Genomic DNA, 17,304 nt, shown 5'->3' with positions numbered 1-17,304 from the left:
TTAAACCAACTGTTTACGTTGATTTGATGGCGGAATAGATAATGACTCACGATACTTAGCAACAGTTCGACGAGCAACTTGTATACCTTGCTCTGCCAGCATACTCGTCAATTTACTGTCACTCAATGGTTTTGCTGGGTTTTCCGCAGCAACCAGCTTCTTCACCAGTGCACGAATCGCAGTGGAGGAGGCTTCTCCTCCGGTGTCCGTACTGACGTGACTGGAGAAAAAATACTTCAATTCAAAAATGCCTCGTGGACTATGCAGGAATTTTTGGGTTGTCACACGGGAGATAGTCGATTCATGCATGTCCACCTGATAGGCAATGTCTGCCAAAATCATCGGTTTCATATACTCTTCGCCTAACTCAAAAAATTCTTGTTGTTGCTCAACAATACAGGTCGCCACTTTCAGTAATGTTTCATGGCGGCTTTCTAAGCTTTTAATCAGCCATTTCGCATCCTGCAAGTGACTGCGAATATATTGCGTGTCACTTTCGCTGGCTGAATTATTTGCCATTGAAGCATAATGATTATTGATGCTTAACTTAGGGATGCTATCTGTATTTAACTCAACTTGCCAGTGTCCACCGACTTTTTTCACCAGCACATCGGGAATAACATATTCCGATTCACCCGTATTGATTGACTGCCCTGGCTTGGGATTCAGCGTAAGGATCAGGTCAATTGCTGTTTTCAGCGCATCTTCTTTTAAACGGGTCAGTTTACTCAGTTGACGAAAGTCACGATTTGCCAGTAAATCAATATGATTGCTAATAATCAGTCTAGCTTCTTGCAGGCCAATTGTCTCTTTGGGGTATAAAGAGAGCTGGATCAGTAAACACTCTTTGAGATCCTGCGCCGCCACCCCTAATGGGTCGAAATGCTGAATGCGTTTTAAAACGGCAACCACTTCTTCTAAAGTGATATCGGGGTCATCAATCCCTTCGTGGATCTCACTGATTGAACTTGTGAGATAGCCTGAATCATCAATCGAATCGATAATCGAGGTTGCAATCGCGCGGTCGGTATCGGTAAACGGGGTGAGATCCGCTTGCCAGATTAGATAATCTTGCAGTGTTTGGGTGGTTTCCCCTTGGTAAACAGGAAGTTCATCGAAGCTATAGTCGTTGCTCGTTCCTGACGGGGTGCCTGCCGTATAGATTTCATCCCAATCAGCATCTAGCGGAAGCTCATCGGGCATATCTGCTTTTTCGAGGGCATCTTTAGTATCGATTTCGCTGCTGTCAGTGTCGTTGCTTAGACTATCTAAATTTTCTTGCTCAGAGGATGATTCTTCTTGTTCGAGCAGAGGGTTGGTTTCAAGGGCGAGTTGAATTTCTTGTTGAAGCTCAAGTGTGGATAATTGCAACAGGCGGATGGCCTGTTGCAATTGAGGCGTCATTGCAAGTTGTTGACTGATTCTGAGCTGCAAACTTTGCTTCATGAATGTGCTTTATTCTCCATTACCACTTACACAACCAATGCCATGACAACCAACAAGGCAAAACTACAGTCTACAATTTACAAACTACAGTCTAAAGCCTTCACCCAAATAAACGCGTTTCACTTGCTCGTTTTCAAGGATCATCTCTGGCGAGCCGTGAGCAATCAAGTGCCCTTGACTAACAATGTAAGCACGTTCGCAAACATCGAGAGTTTCACGGACGTTATGGTCAGTGATTAATACGCCAAGCCCATAGTCACGCAAGTGTTGGATGATTTTTTTGATATCCAAAACGGAAATCGGGTCAACCCCAGCAAACGGCTCATCTAACAGGATAAATTTTGGATTAGCAGCGAGGGCGCGTGCAATTTCCACACGACGACGCTCACCACCAGACAGTGACTGGCCTACGCTATCACGCAAGTGAGTAATACTGAACTCTTCCATCAGCTCTTCAGCGCGCTCTTTGCGCTGTTCTGAGGTTAAGTCTGGGCGAATTTCTAACACCGCCATCAGGTTGTCATACACACTGAGACGGCGGAAAATAGACGCTTCTTGAGGAAGGTAGCCAATGCCACGACGAGCGCGCTCATGCAGAGGCAGTAAGCTAATATCTTCCCCATCAATTAAAATTTTACCAGCATCCCGCTGAACAATGCCGACTACCATATAAAAAGTGGTCGTTTTACCCGCACCGTTAGGGCCTAAGAGACCAACGATTTCCCCTGATTTCACTTCAAGGCTGACGTCAGTGACTACGCTGCGTTTTTTATAGGATTTCGCCAGATTCTCTGCGGTTAGTGTTGCCATAACAATTATTTACTCTTACTTGTTGATGAACCCTGCGCTGCTGGGCCTTTCTCTTGTAACTGGGCTGGTAATAAGACAGTCGTTACGCGCTTGCCTTTATCACTGAACGCTTCCATTTTTTGCGTTGGAACGACGTAAGTAATCTTATCGCCTTTGATATTGCTATCGAGCTGTTCAAGGTAGGCATCACCAGTTAATGTAACCAGCTGCTGATCAACTTCATAACGTGCTTTGGATGCGTGACCTTTAATTGGTTTGCCATCGTCTTGTAACTGGAAGAAAGTCACTGGCGTACCAAATGCTTCAATGACGATTTTATCGGAATCGCTGCTTGGACGTGTCACAACAACTTTGTTGGCACGAATATCAATGGAACCTTGTTTGATAACAACGTCATCAGTAAATGTGGTGATATTTTTTTCTAAATCAAGAGATTGCTTAACCGAGTTAATGGTCATCGGCTGTTGAGTATCTGTTTTCAGTGCCATTGCCGGCAGGCTAAGAGCCAAAATTGCACTTGCAACAGCCCCTTGAATAAAACTTTTCTTAGTTACTTGATTCATTGTGTTGCTCTTTTGGTTGTAACTCATAGTGAGTTTTAACATCTTCAATTAATTCAGCGGTTCTTGTACGAAGGTTCCCCTTCATTTTTAAGCCCGTTGAATTTAGCCCGTGTCCGATAATGGTAACTTTATCGTCAGATGAAACATCTTGTGTGACTAGATTGACCACCGCATTATCTGTGGTAATACGCTGGATTTGAGGCTCTGGGGTCAAACTGTCAACTTGAACATCGCTATACAGATAGAGCACGCGTTCTTTGGTTAATCTTGCTTTAATGGATTTCACCGTCCAAGTCGGCGTACCCGCATCGTTATAAGTGGTTAATACCGGATTGGTAAACCATGTGATTTTTCCATCGGTATAATTATCAACTTTGCTCGCGGCGAGTTTATAGGCTAAATCGCCCGCAGGATTATAGACGAAAGTTACCGAATCATCAGTTTGATAATTAGGTTTCCCATCATTGATTTCTGTTGTTAATGGTTTGGAGTCGTCGTAAACCGAAAAGTTCCAACCAATTAGCCCCAGTACAATGAGGGATAAAACAATGATTAACCACTTTTTTGCGTTGCTCATGAATGATATCTGTTCTTTAAATCGACAAGCCTTTAGCTTCTTCCAGTTTATTTTGGGATAACAGAATAAGGTCGCAGAGTTCACGTACTGCACCTTTTCCGCCACCAATATGCGTTACATAGTCTGCTTTAGGTAATAACAATGGGTGTGCATCAGCCACCGCAACAGATAACCCAACTTTTGCCATCACAGGCCAGTCAATGAGGTCATCACCAATGTAAGCCGTTTGCTCTTCTGTTAGTTGTAGTTTATCTAACAGTTCGCGATACGCCAAAAGCTTATCGCTTTGTCCTTGGTAAAGATATGTAATACCTAACGTTTGGGCTCTGTCTTCCAGCAATTTAGCTTTGCGCCCGGTGATAATAGCGACTTCAATTCCTGAGGTTAATAGGCAGCGAATGCCATACCCATCGCGGACATTAAAGGCTTTTAATTCTTCGCCGTTATTCCCCATGTAAATTAAACCGTCGGACATCACGCCATCGACATCACAGATAAGCAGTTTAATTTTGGTCGCTTTTTCTATCACAGAATTCGCTACAGACCCATAGCAAGTATTCTGATAATTAGGGTTCATTCTATTTCCTTTATGTATACTTTTCGACTTATACCACACCCGCTTGCAGTAGGTCGTGCATATGGAGAACACCCACTAATTGGTCGCCATCTGCCACTAATAACGACGTGACATGGCGAGATTGCATCAGGTTCAGCGCTTCAACCGCTAGCATGCCCGGTGCGACTCGAATACCGCCCGGCGTCATTAAATCGGCGATTTTGGCATTGTTGAGGTCGATGCCCATATCAAAAATGCGGCGTAAATCTCCATCCGTGAAAATCCCTTGAATATTCATGTCGTCATCACAAATGACGGTCATACCCAGTTTTTTACGGGTTATTTCCACAAGGGCTTCCCGTAACGTGGCACTTTTCGGAATATGAGGGACATCGTCACCGGTACTCATTAAATCACGAACTAAGAGTAAAAGTTTGCGCCCAAGTGCGCCCCCGGGATGAGACAGCGCAAAATCATCTGCTGTGAAGCCGCGGGCGGTTAACAATGCAATGGCTAACGCATCTCCCATCACTAATGTTGCTGTGGTACTTGTTGTTGGTGCCAAACCAAGCGGGCAGGCTTCTTGCGGTACTTTTATGCATAAGTGTATATCTGCATATTTGCCCATATTGCTGTCTGGATTATTGGTCATGCAGATCAGTGGGACTTTGATACGCTTTAATACGGGCAGTAGGGCTAAAATTTCCCCCGATTCACCCGAATTCGAAATCGCTAATACAACGTCTTTATTGGAGATCATCCCTAAATCGCCATGGCTGGCTTCTCCGGGGTGCACGAAAAATGAAGGCGTTCCTGTGCTGGCAAGCGTCGCCGCAATTTTCCGTCCAATATGCCCTGATTTCCCCATTCCCATAACGACCACTTTTCCCTGACAAGAAAAGATTTGCTGACAAGCAAGGTCAAAGTCATGATTAATATATTGTTCTAGGTTTTTCAGACCTTCGCGTTCGATATGGAGAACTTCTTTACCTACTTTCTGAAAATCGATATTTGACATGTCTAATTCCATGGATGTTTTCGGGTGAATCAAAAGTGTCGGTTGGTTCAAAGTTTCGGTTAGATCAAAAAAGAGAAATCGGATTGTATAACGAATACTTAGTATCAGTAAGTATTTTGTCTCTAAGCTTTTATGAATGTCATGGTTATTATGAATGTGATAGTTATGAGTCTCTATTAGCGATTTGAGCTCAAAAGCGCCTTTTAGGGTTTAACCGCACCGATGCCCAAAAAAAATTTTTTTAATTCTCTTAACCTTATGGTTGGATATATAAATTTCTAAGAGCTATCTTCTATTAATTAGGTAAAATATTAGTTAATACTATTTGGTTTATGTTTCTGTAAAACCCTGAATTTATTTAGGTAGAATCATAGTTTGACCTATAACGAGCTATTAAACGATGCAAGCACAGACAGAGAACTTAATCGAAGTCAAAAACATGTCATTTACACGGGGAAATAGGAAAATATTTGAAAATATTAACCTAACTGTGCCTCGTGGTAAAATTACTGCGATTATGGGGCCTTCAGGGATTGGTAAAACTACATTACTCAGACTGATTGGCGGACAACTGCGCCCAGAAGAAGGAGAAATCTGGTTTGATGGCGATAATATTCCTGCGCTGTCTCGTTCTAAGTTATACCAATCGCGTAAAAAAATGAGCATGTTATTCCAATCCGGTGCCTTGTTTACCGATATGGACGTTTTTAATAATGTAGCTTTCCCTTTGCGTGAGCACACAAATTTACCGGAGTCATTGATTCATACGACGGTGATGATGAAATTAGAGGCGGTGGGGTTACGCGGAGCCGCAAAATTAATGCCATCAGAACTTTCAGGGGGAATGGCACGCCGTGCGGCGTTAGCAAGGGCTATCGCTCTGGATCCTGACCTGATTATGTTTGATGAGCCTTTCGTGGGGCAAGACCCAATCACGATGGGCGTTTTGGTCAAACTGATTGATGAACTCAACCAAGCGTTAGGGGTGACCTGCGTAGTGGTTTCCCATGACGTTCCAGAAGTGCTAAGTATTGCCGATAAAGCGTATATTGTGGCGCAGCAACATGTTATCGCGAAAGGAACTGGGGAAGAGTTACGCGAAAACCAAGATCCGCGCGTCAGACAGTTTATGGATGGTATTGCCGATGGTCCTGTGCCATTCCGCTTTCCGGCCAATGACTATTCGGCTGATTTATTAGGGTAAATGAACATGATAATTAAGGCGATTGCTGCCTTCGGACGTCGATGGATTGAAACATTTGCGGCTTTTGGTCGAGCAGGCTACTTATTATTTGGTGCACTATTTGGCAAACCTGAGTTTGGCAAACAGTGGCCACTGTTAGTTAAACAGCTTTATTCGGTAGGGGTTCAGTCTCTACTTATCGTGGCGGTGTCTGGTCTGTTTATCGGCATGGTGCTCGGTTTGCAAGGTTATTTGGTACTGACGACGTTCAGTGCAGAAGCTAGCCTTGGCATGATGGTCGCGCTTTCTCTATTGCGTGAACTGGGGCCAGTGGTCACTGCGCTGTTGTTTGCGGGACGAGCAGGCTCGGCATTAACTGCAGAAATTGGTTTGATGAAAGCCACTGAGCAGATTTCGAGTTTAGAGATGATGGCGGTGGATCCTCTGCGCCGTGTTGTCGCCCCAAGATTTTGGGCTGGATTCATTAGCATGCCGCTGTTATCACTGATTTTTGTCGCCGTCGGTATTATTGGTGGGGCCATTGTCGGTGTGGATTGGAAAGGGATTGACCCAGGTTTCTTCTGGTCATCCATGCAGTCCTCTGTCGAGTGGCGACTCGATTTAGTGAACTGTTTTATCAAAAGTTTAGTCTTTGCAATTACAGTAACGTGGATTGCACTATTTAATGGTTATGATGCGATTCCAACCTCGGAAGGAATTAGCCGTGCAACGACGAAAACTGTTGTGCATGCATCATTATCGGTTCTAGGGTTAGATTTCGTACTGACAGCACTGATGTTTGGGAACTAAGTCATGCAAAGTAAAAAAAGTGAAATATGGGTGGGTTGTTTTATGTTGCTGGCGATCGCCGCAATTGTGTTCCTCTGCTTAAAAGTAGCGGATTTACAATCGATTGGTAGTCAGTCAACTTACCGAGTTTCCGCCTCTTTTGAAAACGTGGGTGGCTTAAAAGTTGGCTCTCCAATCAAAGTCGGTGGCGTTGTCGTGGGACGGGTTGCGAATATTTCTTTAGATAAAAAGAACTATATTCCTGACGTTCAAATCGATTTGCTCAGTGAATATGACAATATTCCTGATTCCAGCTCGCTATCAATTCGGACTTCAGGCCTGCTTGGTGAACAGTATATCGCCATGAATATCGGTCCTTATGACGAAGATATGGGGATTGCGATGTTAAAAGATGGCGGTCGTTTAGAAGACACCAAACCGGCTATGGTGCTGGAAGATTTAATCGGTCAATTCTTGTATAAGAGTGGTGATAGCCAAGGTACTGAAGCAGCCGCACCTGCAGCACCGGCATCCGCGCCAGAGACTCATGTGGCAGCACCGTCAGAGCCTGTTGCTCACTAAGTTGTAATTCCCTGTGAACTTAAAAGGAATGAATTATGTTTAAACGTTTAATAATGATAGCTATGTTAGTGGTTGCGCCATTTGCGATGGCGATTGACCAAACTAACCCGTATAAGCTTATGGAAGAAGCCGCAGCGAAAACCTTCGATCGCTTAAAAGCGGAACAACCTCAAATCAAACAAAACCCAGATTACTTACGTACTATCGTGCGTGAAGAGTTACTGCCATATGTGCAAATTAAGTATGCGGGTGCGTTGGTATTAGGCACTTACTATAAAGATGCCACTCCAGCGCAGCGCGATGCCTATTTTAAAGCATTTGAGTCCTATCTTGAGCAAGTTTATGGCCAAGCGCTGGCGATGTATCACGGTCAAACGTACACCATCGCTCCTGAACAGCCGATTGGTGACAAGAATATTGTCGCTATCCGAGTGACCATCAATGACACTAATGGCCGCCCTCCAGTACGTTTGGATTTCCAATGGCGTAAAAACAGTAAAACAGGTTACTGGCAGGCGTATGACATGATTGCTGAAGGCGTTAGCATGATCACCACCAAGCAAAATGAGTGGGGTGATATTCTGCGTAAGCAAGGTATTGATGGATTGACAGCTCAATTACAACGTAGTGCTCAGGTGCCGATTACGTTAGAAGAGAGCAAGTAAGATGAGTAGTTTGTTATCTTGGACGAAAAATAACAAAACATTGGCGTTTTCCGGTATTTTAAATCGCGATTCTCTGGTTGAATTTTGGGATAAGCGCCAAGCCTTGTTGACCCAAGTTGAGCAAATTGATGTTTCTGATTTAACCCATGTGGATTCTACCGGACTCGCCATGCTAGTGCGTCTGAAAGGGGAGTATCAATCCCAGCAACGTCATTTTGGTCTTGTTGGTGTGAGCGATAATCTCAATACCTTGATGGAATTGTACGGGGTAAAGCCTCTGCTGATGGATTAAGTCAAGTTATGTAAAAAATAGCGCTTCTGAGTGTTTTTATACGCCAGAAGCGTTTTCTTTAGTTTAAGTGTTAAGCTGAATCCTTTAGGATAGATGGCTATATTTATTATCATAATTAATTACAAAATTGAGTCATTATGGATACCAACGAAATTAAACAAGTCTTAATGGAAAAGCTGTCACTGGATGAAGTGATAGTGAATGGCGATGGCAGTCATTTTCAAGTTATCGCTGTTGGCAGCCTTTTTGACGGCATGAGCCGTGTTAAACAGCAGCAAGCAGTCTATGCGCCGCTAATGGAATATATTGCGGACAACCGAATTCATGCGCTTTCAATTAAAGCTTATACCCCAGCGCAGTGGGAGCGTGATCGTAAGCTGAGCGGCCTATAAGTTTGAATATGTAAGCGGACAGTTTGTAAAAATCTGACACACGAGAATACCAGAATGGATAAATTTTTAGTTAAAGGGCCAACCCGCTTAGAGGGTGAAGTCTCTATTTCAGGCGCTAAAAACGCCGCACTGCCAATCCTGTTCGCTGCTTTACTGGCTGAAAAGCCAGTTGAATTACAGAATGTCCCTAAGCTGAAAGACATCGACACCACAATTAAGTTACTGAGCCAACTTGGCGTCAAAATCGAGCGTAATGGTTCGATTTTTGTTGATGCTAGCAATGTGACTGAATATTGTGCGCCGTATGATCTGGTGAAAACCATGCGTGCCTCTATTTGGGCATTAGCGCCGCTGGTTGCACGTTTTGGTCACGGTGAAGTTTCTCTACCAGGTGGTTGTGCCATTGGTGCTCGTCCAGTGGATTTACATATCAGCGGTTTAGAAAAACTAGGCGCGAAAATTGTCCTTGAAGATGGTTATGTTAAGGCTACGGTGAATGGGCGTCTGAAGGGCGCTGACATCGTGATGGACAAAGTGAGCGTGGGTGCCACTATCAGCATCATGACTGCCGCAGCGCTTGCTGAAGGAACAACCTCCATCGAGAACGCCGCTCGTGAACCCGAAATTGAAGATACCGCTAATTTCTTAAATGCGTTAGGTGCGAAAATCACTGGTGCAGGAACTGACCGTATTGTCATTGAAGGTGTGGCTCGCTTAGGTGGCGGTGTGTATCGCGTTCTGCCAGACCGTATTGAAACAGGCACATTCTTAATCGCGGCTGCGGTTTCTCGCGGTAAAGTGGTTTGCCGTAATGCACGTCTAGATACGCTGGATGCGGTGCTGGCAAAATTACGAGAAGCTGGGGCTGATGTTCAAACGGGTGAAGATTGGATTAGTCTAGATATGCACGGTAAACGTCCAAAGGCGGTTACATTGCGTACTGCTCCACATCCTGGTTTCCCTACTGATATGCAAGCACAATTTAGCTTATTAAACCTGGTGGCTGAAGGTACGGGTGTTATCACTGAAACTATTTTCGAAAACCGTTTTATGCATATTCCAGAGTTAATTCGTATGGGTGCTCATGCGGATATCGAAAGTAATACAGTCGTGTGCCATGGCGTTGAAAAACTGACTGGTGCGCAAGTGATGGCAACAGATTTACGTGCTTCCGCAAGCTTAGTGATTGCTGGTTGTATCGCGGGTGGAACAACGACAGTTGACCGTATCTATCATATCGATCGTGGATATGAAAATATCGAAGCGAAATTAAATGCGTTAGGCGCTAATATTCAACGCGTTAAATCTGAAGACTAATTCCAGATTGCGTTGATATCATCGCAAAAGCGAAATTTCAAAAAAAACAAAAAGGTTGTTCTTCATGGGAACAACCTTTTTTTTCGGACTTATTTTGAGTGGAAGATTTGACTGGGCGGAATTGAGGATTTAGTTCGCTTGCCCTTCAGGAAGTTCTTCAATCACGATATCGATGTTTTGCACATTACCATCACGTAAAATTTGAACGGGGATTTTTGTACCGGGGCGAATTTCGGCAACATAATCCATCGTTTCTGCGGCAGAAACGGCAGGTTTTCCATCTAAGGATAAAATAATATCTCCTTGCTCAATGCCTGATTTTGCAGCGGGCCCATTGGCTGAGACTTGGAAAATCCTTAATCCTTGAATTTGATTGATATTATTTGTATTTGTGCGAATTTGCGGTAACTCACGAGCCGTAATGCCGATGTAGCCTCGAACAACACGACCATCACGGATCAATTTTTCCATGATTTTGGTTGCTAGAGCCGTAGGGATAGCAAAACTCAGCCCTTCAGAACTCACGCCTTGCCCTGCACTGAATGAAAGGGTGTTTATACCAACCAATTCCCCTTCAGTATTGATGAGGGCACCACCGGAGTTACCGGAGTTAATCGAGGCATCGGTTTGTAGGAAATTTTGGCGGCGTGTGGAGCTTAACCCGACACGACCTGTCGCGCTGATAATTCCTTGGGTGACTGTTTGTCCAAGGTTATAAGGGTTTCCAATGGCTAAAACGACATCTCCAACATGGGTGATGCGCTTGGTATTAATGGGGATAACGGGGAGATTTTCAGCGTCTATCTTTAAGACGGCGAGGTCGGTGAGAGGGTCTGAGCCGACTAAAAGCGCATCGAAAATGGCACCATCTTGTAAAGCAACAAGGATTTGATCTGGGTTATCCACCACATGTTTGTTGGTCACTATGTAGCCATTAGCGCTTAATATCACCCCTGATCCAAGAGATTGTAATTCCCGACCCGATTGGGAAAAACTCCCTTTAGAGCTGCTATAGACATACACCACCGCAGGCGCGGCACGGCGTACGGCCTTGTTATAGCTTACAGGCTCGCTATTGGTTTTCCCATACAGTAAATCAGCCAGTCCCTGTGGGCGCAATGAGGGGACAGCCACAATAATGATTGAGGCAGTGACCAATCCAAGCAGGACAGACACAAGCAGCTTTTTGACCATGTTAAAGGTTACCAAGTTCGCTATGATGGAAATGACAGACAGAGAGATGCTTGAGCATAACATAAAAAAACGGGTACAGCAGAGTGATACTGTACCCGTTTTATTGATTTATGTGCGGTAACTTAATGAATTAGTTTTTCATTAATAAGTAGAGTGTTTCACCGCCACGCAGCACTTTCATCGCTAATACTGGCGGTTTGCTATCGATGATTTTGCGGAATTGGTCGATACTTTCTACGCGAGTGTCATTCACGCCAAAGATTAGGTCGCCTTTCGCTAAACCAACCGCAGCAGCCGGAGACTTAGGTGCTACGCTGTCAACTTGTACCCCTTTGGTATTGCTAACAACCGCATTGGAAATGGTGGCGCCTAATAAGGATTCACTCAGTTTTTCCGCGTTGGTCGCTGAACCTTCATCGCTTTCTAGCACCACTTTCACTTCCATTGGTTTGCCTGAACGGATCAGGCCAAGGGTGATTTCTTTACCTAACTGGCTTGTACCAATTTTCGCTCTTAATTCCGCGAAGCTATTAATACGTTTACCATCTACAGACACTAAAACGTCACCCGATTTGATGCCCGCTTTTGCCGCTGATGATTTTGGAATGACTTCACTGACGAAGGCACCACGTTGTGCATCGATATTGAAGGCTTTAGCGATATCAGAGTTCATCTCTGTGCCTTTAATACCTAAAATTCCGCGTTTAACTTCACCGTGTTTAATCAGCTGCTCGCTCAGGCTTTTCGCCATATTGCTTGGGATAGCAAAGCCGATACCAATATTTCCGCCACCAGGCGCTAAAATTGCGGTGTTAATCCCAATCAGCTCACCGTTTAAGTTAACCAGCGCACCACCGGAGTTACCACGGTTGATTGAGGCATCGGTCTGGATAAAGTTTTCTAAGCCTTCCAGATTTAATCCGCTACGACCTAACGCAGAAATAATCCCGGATGTGGCAGTTTGTCCTAAACCGAATGGGTTACCCACGGCAACGGCAAAATCACCAACACGTAGTTTGTCGGAGTCTGCAATAGAAACCGCGGTGAGGTTTTTGATATCTTTCGCATTGCTGATTTTTAATAGAGCAATGTCAGTTTGTGGATCTTTACCAATCAGTTTGACGTCAATTTCGCGACCGTCATTCAGCTGAATTTGGATTTTATCAGCACCATCAATAACGTGATTGTTGGTTAAAACATAACCTTGTGTCGCATCAATGATGACACCAGAACCTAAACCTTCAAATGGGCGCACGCTTTGTTGTTGTGTAGGTGCATTTGGACCAAAGAAGAATTTCAGTTCTTCAGGAATCTGTTGATTTTGTACACGGGTGCCTGAAACATGGATATTCACGACGGCAGGCAGCACTTTTTCCAGCATTGGCGCTAAACTTGGCATGTTTTGGCTTTGTGCGGTTGCTGGTAATGTGGCCGGTAATGCGGCGCTGCTGATTGCTGGGATCGTGGACAGGGTTAAACCTAAACTCATTGCAACTGCTGTCAGAAAGAAATTTTTTCTTTTCATCATTCCGTAGATTCTCTCAATAGAAAATATCAGCTCATATGAATGGCACCCATTAACGGTACCCTAAGGTCATATAAGCGGAGGTATTTTGGGGTATCAAATAATATTTTACTGATGACTATGACCACGGATTATGCGGAAAAGTTCCCTATGCCGATAGTACTTATCCACAATTTTACATCCATTTACATGATGTTTAGGTGAAACGCTAACTTCTATACAGTAGCTAAACTAACTATAAGATTTTATTCGGAATTGGAATGATACGGCGGGGTAAATAACACCACCAGTAACAGGCGCTACTGGTGGCATAATCAAAAAATTACTTCTCTTTTTCATCGAGAGGGCGGAACAGCCCTGAAGCACCTTCAGAGTAATCTCTAGGTGGCATTTTAACCGGTGCTTGGTCATTATCGGCTTCAGATTCAGTCAAACGATAATGGAATGGGTTATCTTGCATATCCGGCATTAACTCGGAAGAGCTTTGCGCCATGTGTTGATACAGTTGGCGATAGTCGCGTGCCATTTTATCCAATAACTCTGCACTGCGAGCAAAATGGCTAACGAGTTCTTTACGATACTCTTCCAGCTCAGTGCTTTTTTTGTCTAATTCAGCCTGTGCTGTTTTTTGTTGACGAAGTTTTGGATTGCCATAACGCACAACCAATGCGCCGATGATAAAGCCAACAACTAATCCTATTAGTGCATACTCCCAAGTCATGCTAACTCCTTCGTTTACTTCAATCAAAATTCACAGAAAATGGTCGCCAAAATTTAGCTCGATTACCCTAACTATACCTGCTAATAGCAAATCTGTTAATGCTAAAGAGTGGAATAATAAAGCGAAATTCCTTACTCTATGCCGAATAGTTAATCGAAAGTTAAATGCTAACAGAATCTGGTTATAATAAAGGCAGTGTATATCATATAACGGTAAAAAAAACCGAAAATTTTAAGGATCACTGAGTTGATGTCACCGATGACCCCTACTATGCGTTACCAACAAGCTCTTGAACAAGGCAATTACCAGCCTGACGACGTACAAAAACAAACCGTAGAGCGATTAGACAAGATTTATCAGCAACTTTGCAGTGCTACGCCTTGCATCCCAAATGAAAAAACAAACGGTCTAAAACAGCGCTTTGGACGCTTGTTAGGGAAATCATCCACAAAAACCTGCGAGCCAGTTCAGGGGTTATATATGTGGGGGGGCGTAGGTCGCGGTAAAACGTGGTTGATGGACATGTTCTACGACAGTTTACCGGGCGAGCGCAAATTGCGTTTACACTTTCATCGCTTTATGAAGAAAGTGCAGGAAGACTTAATGGCGCTGCAAGGACAGGAAAATCCGCTCGACATTATTGCTGATGAATTCAAAAAACAGACAGATATTTTGTGTTTCGATGAGTTTTTTGTCTCGGACATTACCGACGCGATGATTCTAGGAACCCTATTAGAAGGGCTCTTTGCGCGGGGTATCACGTTAGTCGCGACATCCAACATTATTCCTGACAACCTTTATCGCAACGGTTTGCAACGCGCTCGCTTTTTGCCTGCTATCGAACAGATAAAAAAATATTGCGATGTAATGAATGTGGATGCGGGGATTGACTATCGCTTGCGTACTCTGACTCAAGCTCATCTATTTTTATCGCCAATTAATGAACAAAATCGCCATCATTTAGATGAAGTGTTTGTAAAACTGGCGGGTAAAGAAGGGCAGCAAAATCCTGTATTAGAAGTTAACCACCGGAAAATGCAGGCAATTCGTTCCGCTGAAGGGGTATTGGCAATCAACTTTAAGGTTTTGTGTGAAGAGCCTCGCAGCCAAAACGACTATATCTACCTCTCAAATTGTTATCATACGGTATTGCTGTATGACGTTCCTGTAATGGGAATGAAGGATGAAAATCCGGCCAGACGTTTTCTCGCACTTATTGATGAGTTCTATGAACGTAAGGTAAAATTGATGATCAATGCACAGGTGCCGATGGATTCACTTTATCAAGGGCAACTTTTGGCGTTTGAATATCAGCGCTGCCTTTCTCGCTTGCAAGAAATGCAAAGTGAAGAATATTTGAAAATCCCGCATTTATCATAGAAGCCAAAGAGGAAATGAGTCTCAAGGACGTCGTTTCCTCTCCAGATTTATGCGCGCTTTTTGAACATGCGGTACTAATTGTTTATTTGAACGTAAAAAAAATGCATTTGGGGTCGATTTTTGTTGCTGACTTCTCTATAATCTTGCGACCCCACGTTACGGCGTTGTTTTTTATTTCCCAAAAAATAACGCATTAATGCCAGCTAGGCTGCTCGAAGGGGTGGGTTTGCTGGACAATGAGTCGCGTGAACCTCGCTATATTTTACGAACATGAGTGTTCACACAACGTGTAACTTCAATATTGGGTAAGTTTTAATGAAAACTTTTACAGCTAAACCAGAGACCGTAAAACGCGACTGGTATGTTGTTGATGCAGATGGCAAAACTTTAGGCCGTCTTGCAACTGAAATTGCTAGCCGTCTGCGCGGTAAGCATAAAGCGGAATATACTCCGCACGTGGATACTGGTGATTACATCATCGTTCTGAATGCAGAAAAAATTGCTGTTACCGGCAAAAAACGCGAAGACAAAATCTACTATCGCCACACTGGCCATATTGGTGGAATCAAGCAAGCAACTTTCGAAGAGATGATTGCTCGTAGTCCTGAGCGTGTGCTTGAAATCGCGGTTAAAGGCATGTTGCCAAAAGGACCTCTGGGTCGTGCAATGTACCGTAAACTGAAAGTTTACGCAGGTAATGAGCACAACCACGCGGCACAACAACCGCAAGTTCTTGACATTTAATCGGGATTATAGCAATGGCTGAAAATCAATACTACGGCACTGGTCGCCGCAAAAGCTCATCTGCTCGTGTCTTTATTAAGCCGGGTAGCGGTAACATCACAATCAATCAACGTACACTGGAACAATACTTTGGTCGCGAAACTGCGCGCATGGTAGTTCGTCAGCCGTTAGAACTGGTTGAAATGTTAGAAAAACTGGACCTGTACATCACTGTTAAAGGTGGTGGTATCTCTGGTCAGGCAGGCGCAATCCGTCACGGTATTACACGTGCACTGATGGCTTATGACGAGACTCTTCGTTCTGATCTGCGTAAAGCTGGTTTCGTTACCCGTGATGCGCGTTCTGTTGAACGTAAGAAAGTGGGTCTGCGTAAAGCACGTCGTCGTCCACAGTTCTCCAAACGTTAATTTATTGCCTTCTGGGCATAAAATTGATGAAAAAGCCCGTCTTTATGGCGGGTTTTTTATTGCCTAAAATAAATCAAATATTGAGCCATCATGATTTAATTAAAATAAAGACAGGCAGAAAATATTATTCTATTATTCCACTCTCATTTTGCGTCATATCTCAAATACAGTAAAAATATAACTCATTAACCATGGAGTTGGCTTTAAGGTTTTAATTTTTAATTATCAAAAACCAAAAGCTGATAATGCTGATTTTAATGTGGATATTCTCCTCTAATAAAATTAACTGATGATTTTCTCTAGGTTAGCCCCCTAAGCTGTACAAAATCTGTTAGACTATGCCCCAGTTTTTTATTTGATTATTTCTCGCTTCCATGAAGCGAGAGGGTTGTGCTGACTTTCAAAATGGATCTTGAAGGTTAAGTACATGGGATTTTAAAAATGGAAATAATGAATTAATCCTTATTTAAGGATCATTATTTTTATCATTTGGAGGTTTTAATGGCTGTTGCTCCTAATAAACGTTCGGTAATGACATTGTTTTCAGGCCCTACTGATATTTTTAGCCATCAAGTACGCATCGTACTCGCTGAAAAAGGTGTTAGTGTTGAGATTGAACATGTCGAGCCTGGTCACCTGCCTCAAGACCTTATTGATCTTAACCCGTATCAAAGCGTACCAACGCTGGTGGATCGCGATCTGACTCTGTATGACCCACATATCATCATGGAATACCTTGATGAGCGCTTCCCTCATCCACCATTAATGCCAGTTTATCCCGTTGCACGTGGTATTAGCCGTCAGCTGATGCACCGTATCCAAAAAGACTGGTATTCACTGATGACAAAAATCGAGAAAGGAACTGCACAAGAAGCTGAAAGTGCGCGTCGTCAATTAGCTGAAGAGCTGATCGCAGTCTCTCCGACATTTGAACACATGCAATACTTTATGAGTGATGAATTCAGCTTAGCCGATTGCTATTTAGCACCGCTGTTATGGCGCTTACCTGTGTTAGGGATCGAATTAAAGCCTGCAATCAGCAAACATTTACAGATGTACATGCAGCGTGTATTTGAACGCGATTCATTTTTAGCATCATTAACTGAATTAGAGCGTGAAATGCGCCAGTCAGCACGAGGCTAA

Annotated in this window: 20 protein-coding genes; 11 read left to right on the top strand and 9 right to left on the bottom strand. The window is 43.6% G+C overall.

The genetic code is table 11. The features are described from left to right. The 6 genes from rpoN to kdsD form a co-directional block, all read right to left on the bottom strand. Complete coding sequence (rpoN, locus tag GKR74_RS10035) at positions 1 to 1,446, bottom strand: RNA polymerase factor sigma-54 (protein ID WP_154603454.1); 1,446 nt, start codon at positions 1,444 to 1,446, stop codon at positions 1 to 3. 84 nt (positions 1,447 to 1,530) lie between these two features. Beyond that, positions 1,531 to 2,256, bottom strand: a complete 726-nt coding sequence (lptB, locus tag GKR74_RS10030) for an LPS export ABC transporter ATP-binding protein (protein ID WP_036956110.1) — start codon at positions 2,254 to 2,256, stop codon at positions 1,531 to 1,533. 5 nt (positions 2,257 to 2,261) lie between these two features. Then, positions 2,262 to 2,819, bottom strand: coding sequence for a lipopolysaccharide ABC transporter substrate-binding protein LptA (gene lptA, locus GKR74_RS10025; protein ID WP_154603453.1), 558 nt, complete (start codon positions 2,817 to 2,819; stop codon positions 2,262 to 2,264). Next, a complete protein-coding gene (gene lptC, locus GKR74_RS10020) occupies positions 2,803 to 3,396 on the bottom strand; it encodes an LPS export ABC transporter periplasmic protein LptC (RefSeq protein WP_154603452.1) in 594 nt (197 codons plus the stop codon). The genes lptA and lptC overlap by 17 nt, the downstream gene beginning before the upstream one ends. A 16-nt stretch (positions 3,397 to 3,412) precedes the next feature. Then, a complete protein-coding gene (gene kdsC / locus GKR74_RS10015; protein ID WP_036956113.1) occupies positions 3,413 to 3,973 on the bottom strand; it encodes a 3-deoxy-manno-octulosonate-8-phosphatase KdsC in 561 nt (186 codons plus the stop codon). 28 nt (positions 3,974 to 4,001) lie between these two features. Next, a complete protein-coding gene (gene kdsD / locus GKR74_RS10010; RefSeq protein ID WP_269749695.1) occupies positions 4,002 to 4,970 on the bottom strand; it encodes an arabinose-5-phosphate isomerase KdsD in 969 nt (322 codons plus the stop codon). A gap of 400 nt (positions 4,971 to 5,370) precedes the next feature. Here kdsD and mlaF point away from each other — a divergent pair, with 400 nt between their 5' ends. The 7 genes from mlaF (at position 5,371) to murA (ending at position 10,190) form a co-directional block, all read left to right on the top strand. Continuing rightward, the gene (mlaF, locus tag GKR74_RS10005) at positions 5,371 to 6,174 is read left to right on the top strand and encodes a phospholipid ABC transporter ATP-binding protein MlaF (protein ID WP_006659099.1); all 804 of its coding nucleotides are present in this window, start codon (positions 5,371 to 5,373) and stop codon (positions 6,172 to 6,174) included. A 6-nt stretch (positions 6,175 to 6,180) separates the two neighbouring features. Beyond that, the gene (gene mlaE / locus GKR74_RS10000; protein ID WP_036956115.1) at positions 6,181 to 6,963 is read left to right on the top strand and encodes a lipid asymmetry maintenance ABC transporter permease subunit MlaE; all 783 of its coding nucleotides are present in this window, start codon (positions 6,181 to 6,183) and stop codon (positions 6,961 to 6,963) included. A gap of 3 nt (positions 6,964 to 6,966) precedes the next feature. Next, a complete protein-coding gene (mlaD, locus tag GKR74_RS09995; RefSeq protein WP_154603450.1) occupies positions 6,967 to 7,524 on the top strand; it encodes an outer membrane lipid asymmetry maintenance protein MlaD in 558 nt (185 codons plus the stop codon). 35 nt (positions 7,525 to 7,559) lie between these two features. Continuing rightward, positions 7,560 to 8,189: a phospholipid-binding protein MlaC gene (mlaC, locus tag GKR74_RS09990; protein ID WP_154603449.1), complete on the top strand. Its 630-nt coding sequence runs from the start codon at positions 7,560 to 7,562 to the stop codon at positions 8,187 to 8,189. Between the two features lies 1 nt (position 8,190). Continuing rightward, the gene (gene mlaB, locus GKR74_RS09985) at positions 8,191 to 8,481 is read left to right on the top strand and encodes a lipid asymmetry maintenance protein MlaB (RefSeq protein ID WP_154603448.1); all 291 of its coding nucleotides are present in this window, start codon (positions 8,191 to 8,193) and stop codon (positions 8,479 to 8,481) included. A 137-nt stretch (positions 8,482 to 8,618) separates the two neighbouring features. Beyond that, a complete protein-coding gene (gene ibaG, locus GKR74_RS09980) occupies positions 8,619 to 8,873 on the top strand; it encodes a BolA family iron metabolism protein IbaG (RefSeq protein WP_036956119.1) in 255 nt (84 codons plus the stop codon). Positions 8,874 to 8,927: 54 nt separating this feature from the next. Further along, the gene (gene murA / locus GKR74_RS09975) at positions 8,928 to 10,190 is read left to right on the top strand and encodes a UDP-N-acetylglucosamine 1-carboxyvinyltransferase (protein ID WP_154603447.1); all 1,263 of its coding nucleotides are present in this window, start codon (positions 8,928 to 8,930) and stop codon (positions 10,188 to 10,190) included. A 129-nt stretch (positions 10,191 to 10,319) separates the two neighbouring features. On the opposite strand, the gene degS is transcribed toward murA, so the two are convergent. The 3 genes from degS to zapG all read right to left on the bottom strand — a co-directional run bounded on the left by degS (position 10,320) and on the right by zapG (position 13,630). Next, positions 10,320 to 11,384 (bottom strand): outer membrane-stress sensor serine endopeptidase DegS, encoded by a 1,065-nt coding sequence (gene degS, locus GKR74_RS09970; RefSeq protein ID WP_154603446.1) that lies wholly within the window; start codon positions 11,382 to 11,384, stop codon positions 10,320 to 10,322. 130 nt (positions 11,385 to 11,514) lie between these two features. Beyond that, complete coding sequence (locus tag GKR74_RS09965) at positions 11,515 to 12,909, bottom strand: Do family serine endopeptidase (protein WP_195848764.1); 1,395 nt, start codon at positions 12,907 to 12,909, stop codon at positions 11,515 to 11,517. A gap of 322 nt (positions 12,910 to 13,231) precedes the next feature. Next, on the bottom strand, positions 13,232 to 13,630 hold the full coding sequence (zapG, locus tag GKR74_RS09960) for a Z-ring associated protein ZapG (RefSeq protein WP_036956122.1): 399 nt from the start codon (positions 13,628 to 13,630) through the stop codon (positions 13,232 to 13,234). 249 nt (positions 13,631 to 13,879) lie between these two features. On the opposite strand from zapG, the gene zapE reads away from it, so the two are divergent. From zapE to sspA, 4 genes are all read left to right on the top strand, one after another. Then, complete coding sequence (zapE, locus tag GKR74_RS09955) at positions 13,880 to 15,010, top strand: cell division protein ZapE (protein ID WP_154603444.1); 1,131 nt, start codon at positions 13,880 to 13,882, stop codon at positions 15,008 to 15,010. A 315-nt stretch (positions 15,011 to 15,325) separates the two neighbouring features. Then, positions 15,326 to 15,754, top strand: a complete 429-nt coding sequence (gene rplM, locus GKR74_RS09950) for a 50S ribosomal protein L13 (protein WP_006659112.1) — start codon at positions 15,326 to 15,328, stop codon at positions 15,752 to 15,754. 14 nt (positions 15,755 to 15,768) lie between these two features. Then, complete coding sequence (gene rpsI, locus GKR74_RS09945; protein WP_004258235.1) at positions 15,769 to 16,161, top strand: 30S ribosomal protein S9; 393 nt, start codon at positions 15,769 to 15,771, stop codon at positions 16,159 to 16,161. A gap of 501 nt (positions 16,162 to 16,662) precedes the next feature. Then, a complete protein-coding gene (sspA, locus tag GKR74_RS09940; RefSeq protein WP_154603443.1) occupies positions 16,663 to 17,304 on the top strand; it encodes a stringent starvation protein SspA in 642 nt (213 codons plus the stop codon).

It is taken from the genome of Providencia sp. wls1914 (assembly GCF_009706645.1).
In the GTDB taxonomy this organism is placed as follows: domain Bacteria; phylum Pseudomonadota; class Gammaproteobacteria; order Enterobacterales; family Enterobacteriaceae; genus Providencia; species Providencia zhijiangensis.
This window is presented reverse-complemented; position numbering and strand designations above follow the sequence as displayed.

What these genes read in the sequence shown, in the direction of transcription:
- rpoN (WP_154603454.1), bottom strand. Translation starts at nt 1,446, where the DNA reads ATGAAGCAAAGTTTGCAGCTCAGAATCAGTCAACAACTTGCAATGACG.
- lptB (WP_036956110.1), bottom strand. Translation starts at nt 2,256, where the DNA reads ATGGCAACACTAACCGCAGAGAATCTGGCGAAATCCTATAAAAAACGC.
- lptA (WP_154603453.1), bottom strand. Translation starts at nt 2,819, where the DNA reads ATGAATCAAGTAACTAAGAAAAGTTTTATTCAAGGGGCTGTTGCAAGT.
- lptC (WP_154603452.1), bottom strand. Translation starts at nt 3,396, where the DNA reads ATGAGCAACGCAAAAAAGTGGTTAATCATTGTTTTATCCCTCATTGTA.
- kdsC (WP_036956113.1), bottom strand. Translation starts at nt 3,973, where the DNA reads ATGAACCCTAATTATCAGAATACTTGCTATGGGTCTGTAGCGAATTCT.
- kdsD (WP_269749695.1), bottom strand. Translation starts at nt 4,970, where the DNA reads ATGTCAAATATCGATTTTCAGAAAGTAGGTAAAGAAGTTCTCCATATC.
- mlaF (WP_006659099.1), top strand. Translation starts at nt 5,371, where the DNA reads ATGCAAGCACAGACAGAGAACTTAATCGAAGTCAAAAACATGTCATTT.
- mlaE (WP_036956115.1), top strand. Translation starts at nt 6,181, where the DNA reads ATGATAATTAAGGCGATTGCTGCCTTCGGACGTCGATGGATTGAAACA.
- mlaD (WP_154603450.1), top strand. Translation starts at nt 6,967, where the DNA reads ATGCAAAGTAAAAAAAGTGAAATATGGGTGGGTTGTTTTATGTTGCTG.
- mlaC (WP_154603449.1), top strand. Translation starts at nt 7,560, where the DNA reads ATGTTTAAACGTTTAATAATGATAGCTATGTTAGTGGTTGCGCCATTT.
- mlaB (WP_154603448.1), top strand. Translation starts at nt 8,191, where the DNA reads ATGAGTAGTTTGTTATCTTGGACGAAAAATAACAAAACATTGGCGTTT.
- ibaG (WP_036956119.1), top strand. Translation starts at nt 8,619, where the DNA reads ATGGATACCAACGAAATTAAACAAGTCTTAATGGAAAAGCTGTCACTG.
- murA (WP_154603447.1), top strand. Translation starts at nt 8,928, where the DNA reads ATGGATAAATTTTTAGTTAAAGGGCCAACCCGCTTAGAGGGTGAAGTC.
- degS (WP_154603446.1), bottom strand. Translation starts at nt 11,384, where the DNA reads ATGGTCAAAAAGCTGCTTGTGTCTGTCCTGCTTGGATTGGTCACTGCC.
- GKR74_RS09965 (WP_195848764.1), bottom strand. Translation starts at nt 12,909, where the DNA reads ATGAAAAGAAAAAATTTCTTTCTGACAGCAGTTGCAATGAGTTTAGGT.
- zapG (WP_036956122.1), bottom strand. Translation starts at nt 13,630, where the DNA reads ATGACTTGGGAGTATGCACTAATAGGATTAGTTGTTGGCTTTATCATC.
- zapE (WP_154603444.1), top strand. Translation starts at nt 13,880, where the DNA reads ATGTCACCGATGACCCCTACTATGCGTTACCAACAAGCTCTTGAACAA.
- rplM (WP_006659112.1), top strand. Translation starts at nt 15,326, where the DNA reads ATGAAAACTTTTACAGCTAAACCAGAGACCGTAAAACGCGACTGGTAT.
- rpsI (WP_004258235.1), top strand. Translation starts at nt 15,769, where the DNA reads ATGGCTGAAAATCAATACTACGGCACTGGTCGCCGCAAAAGCTCATCT.
- sspA (WP_154603443.1), top strand. Translation starts at nt 16,663, where the DNA reads ATGGCTGTTGCTCCTAATAAACGTTCGGTAATGACATTGTTTTCAGGC.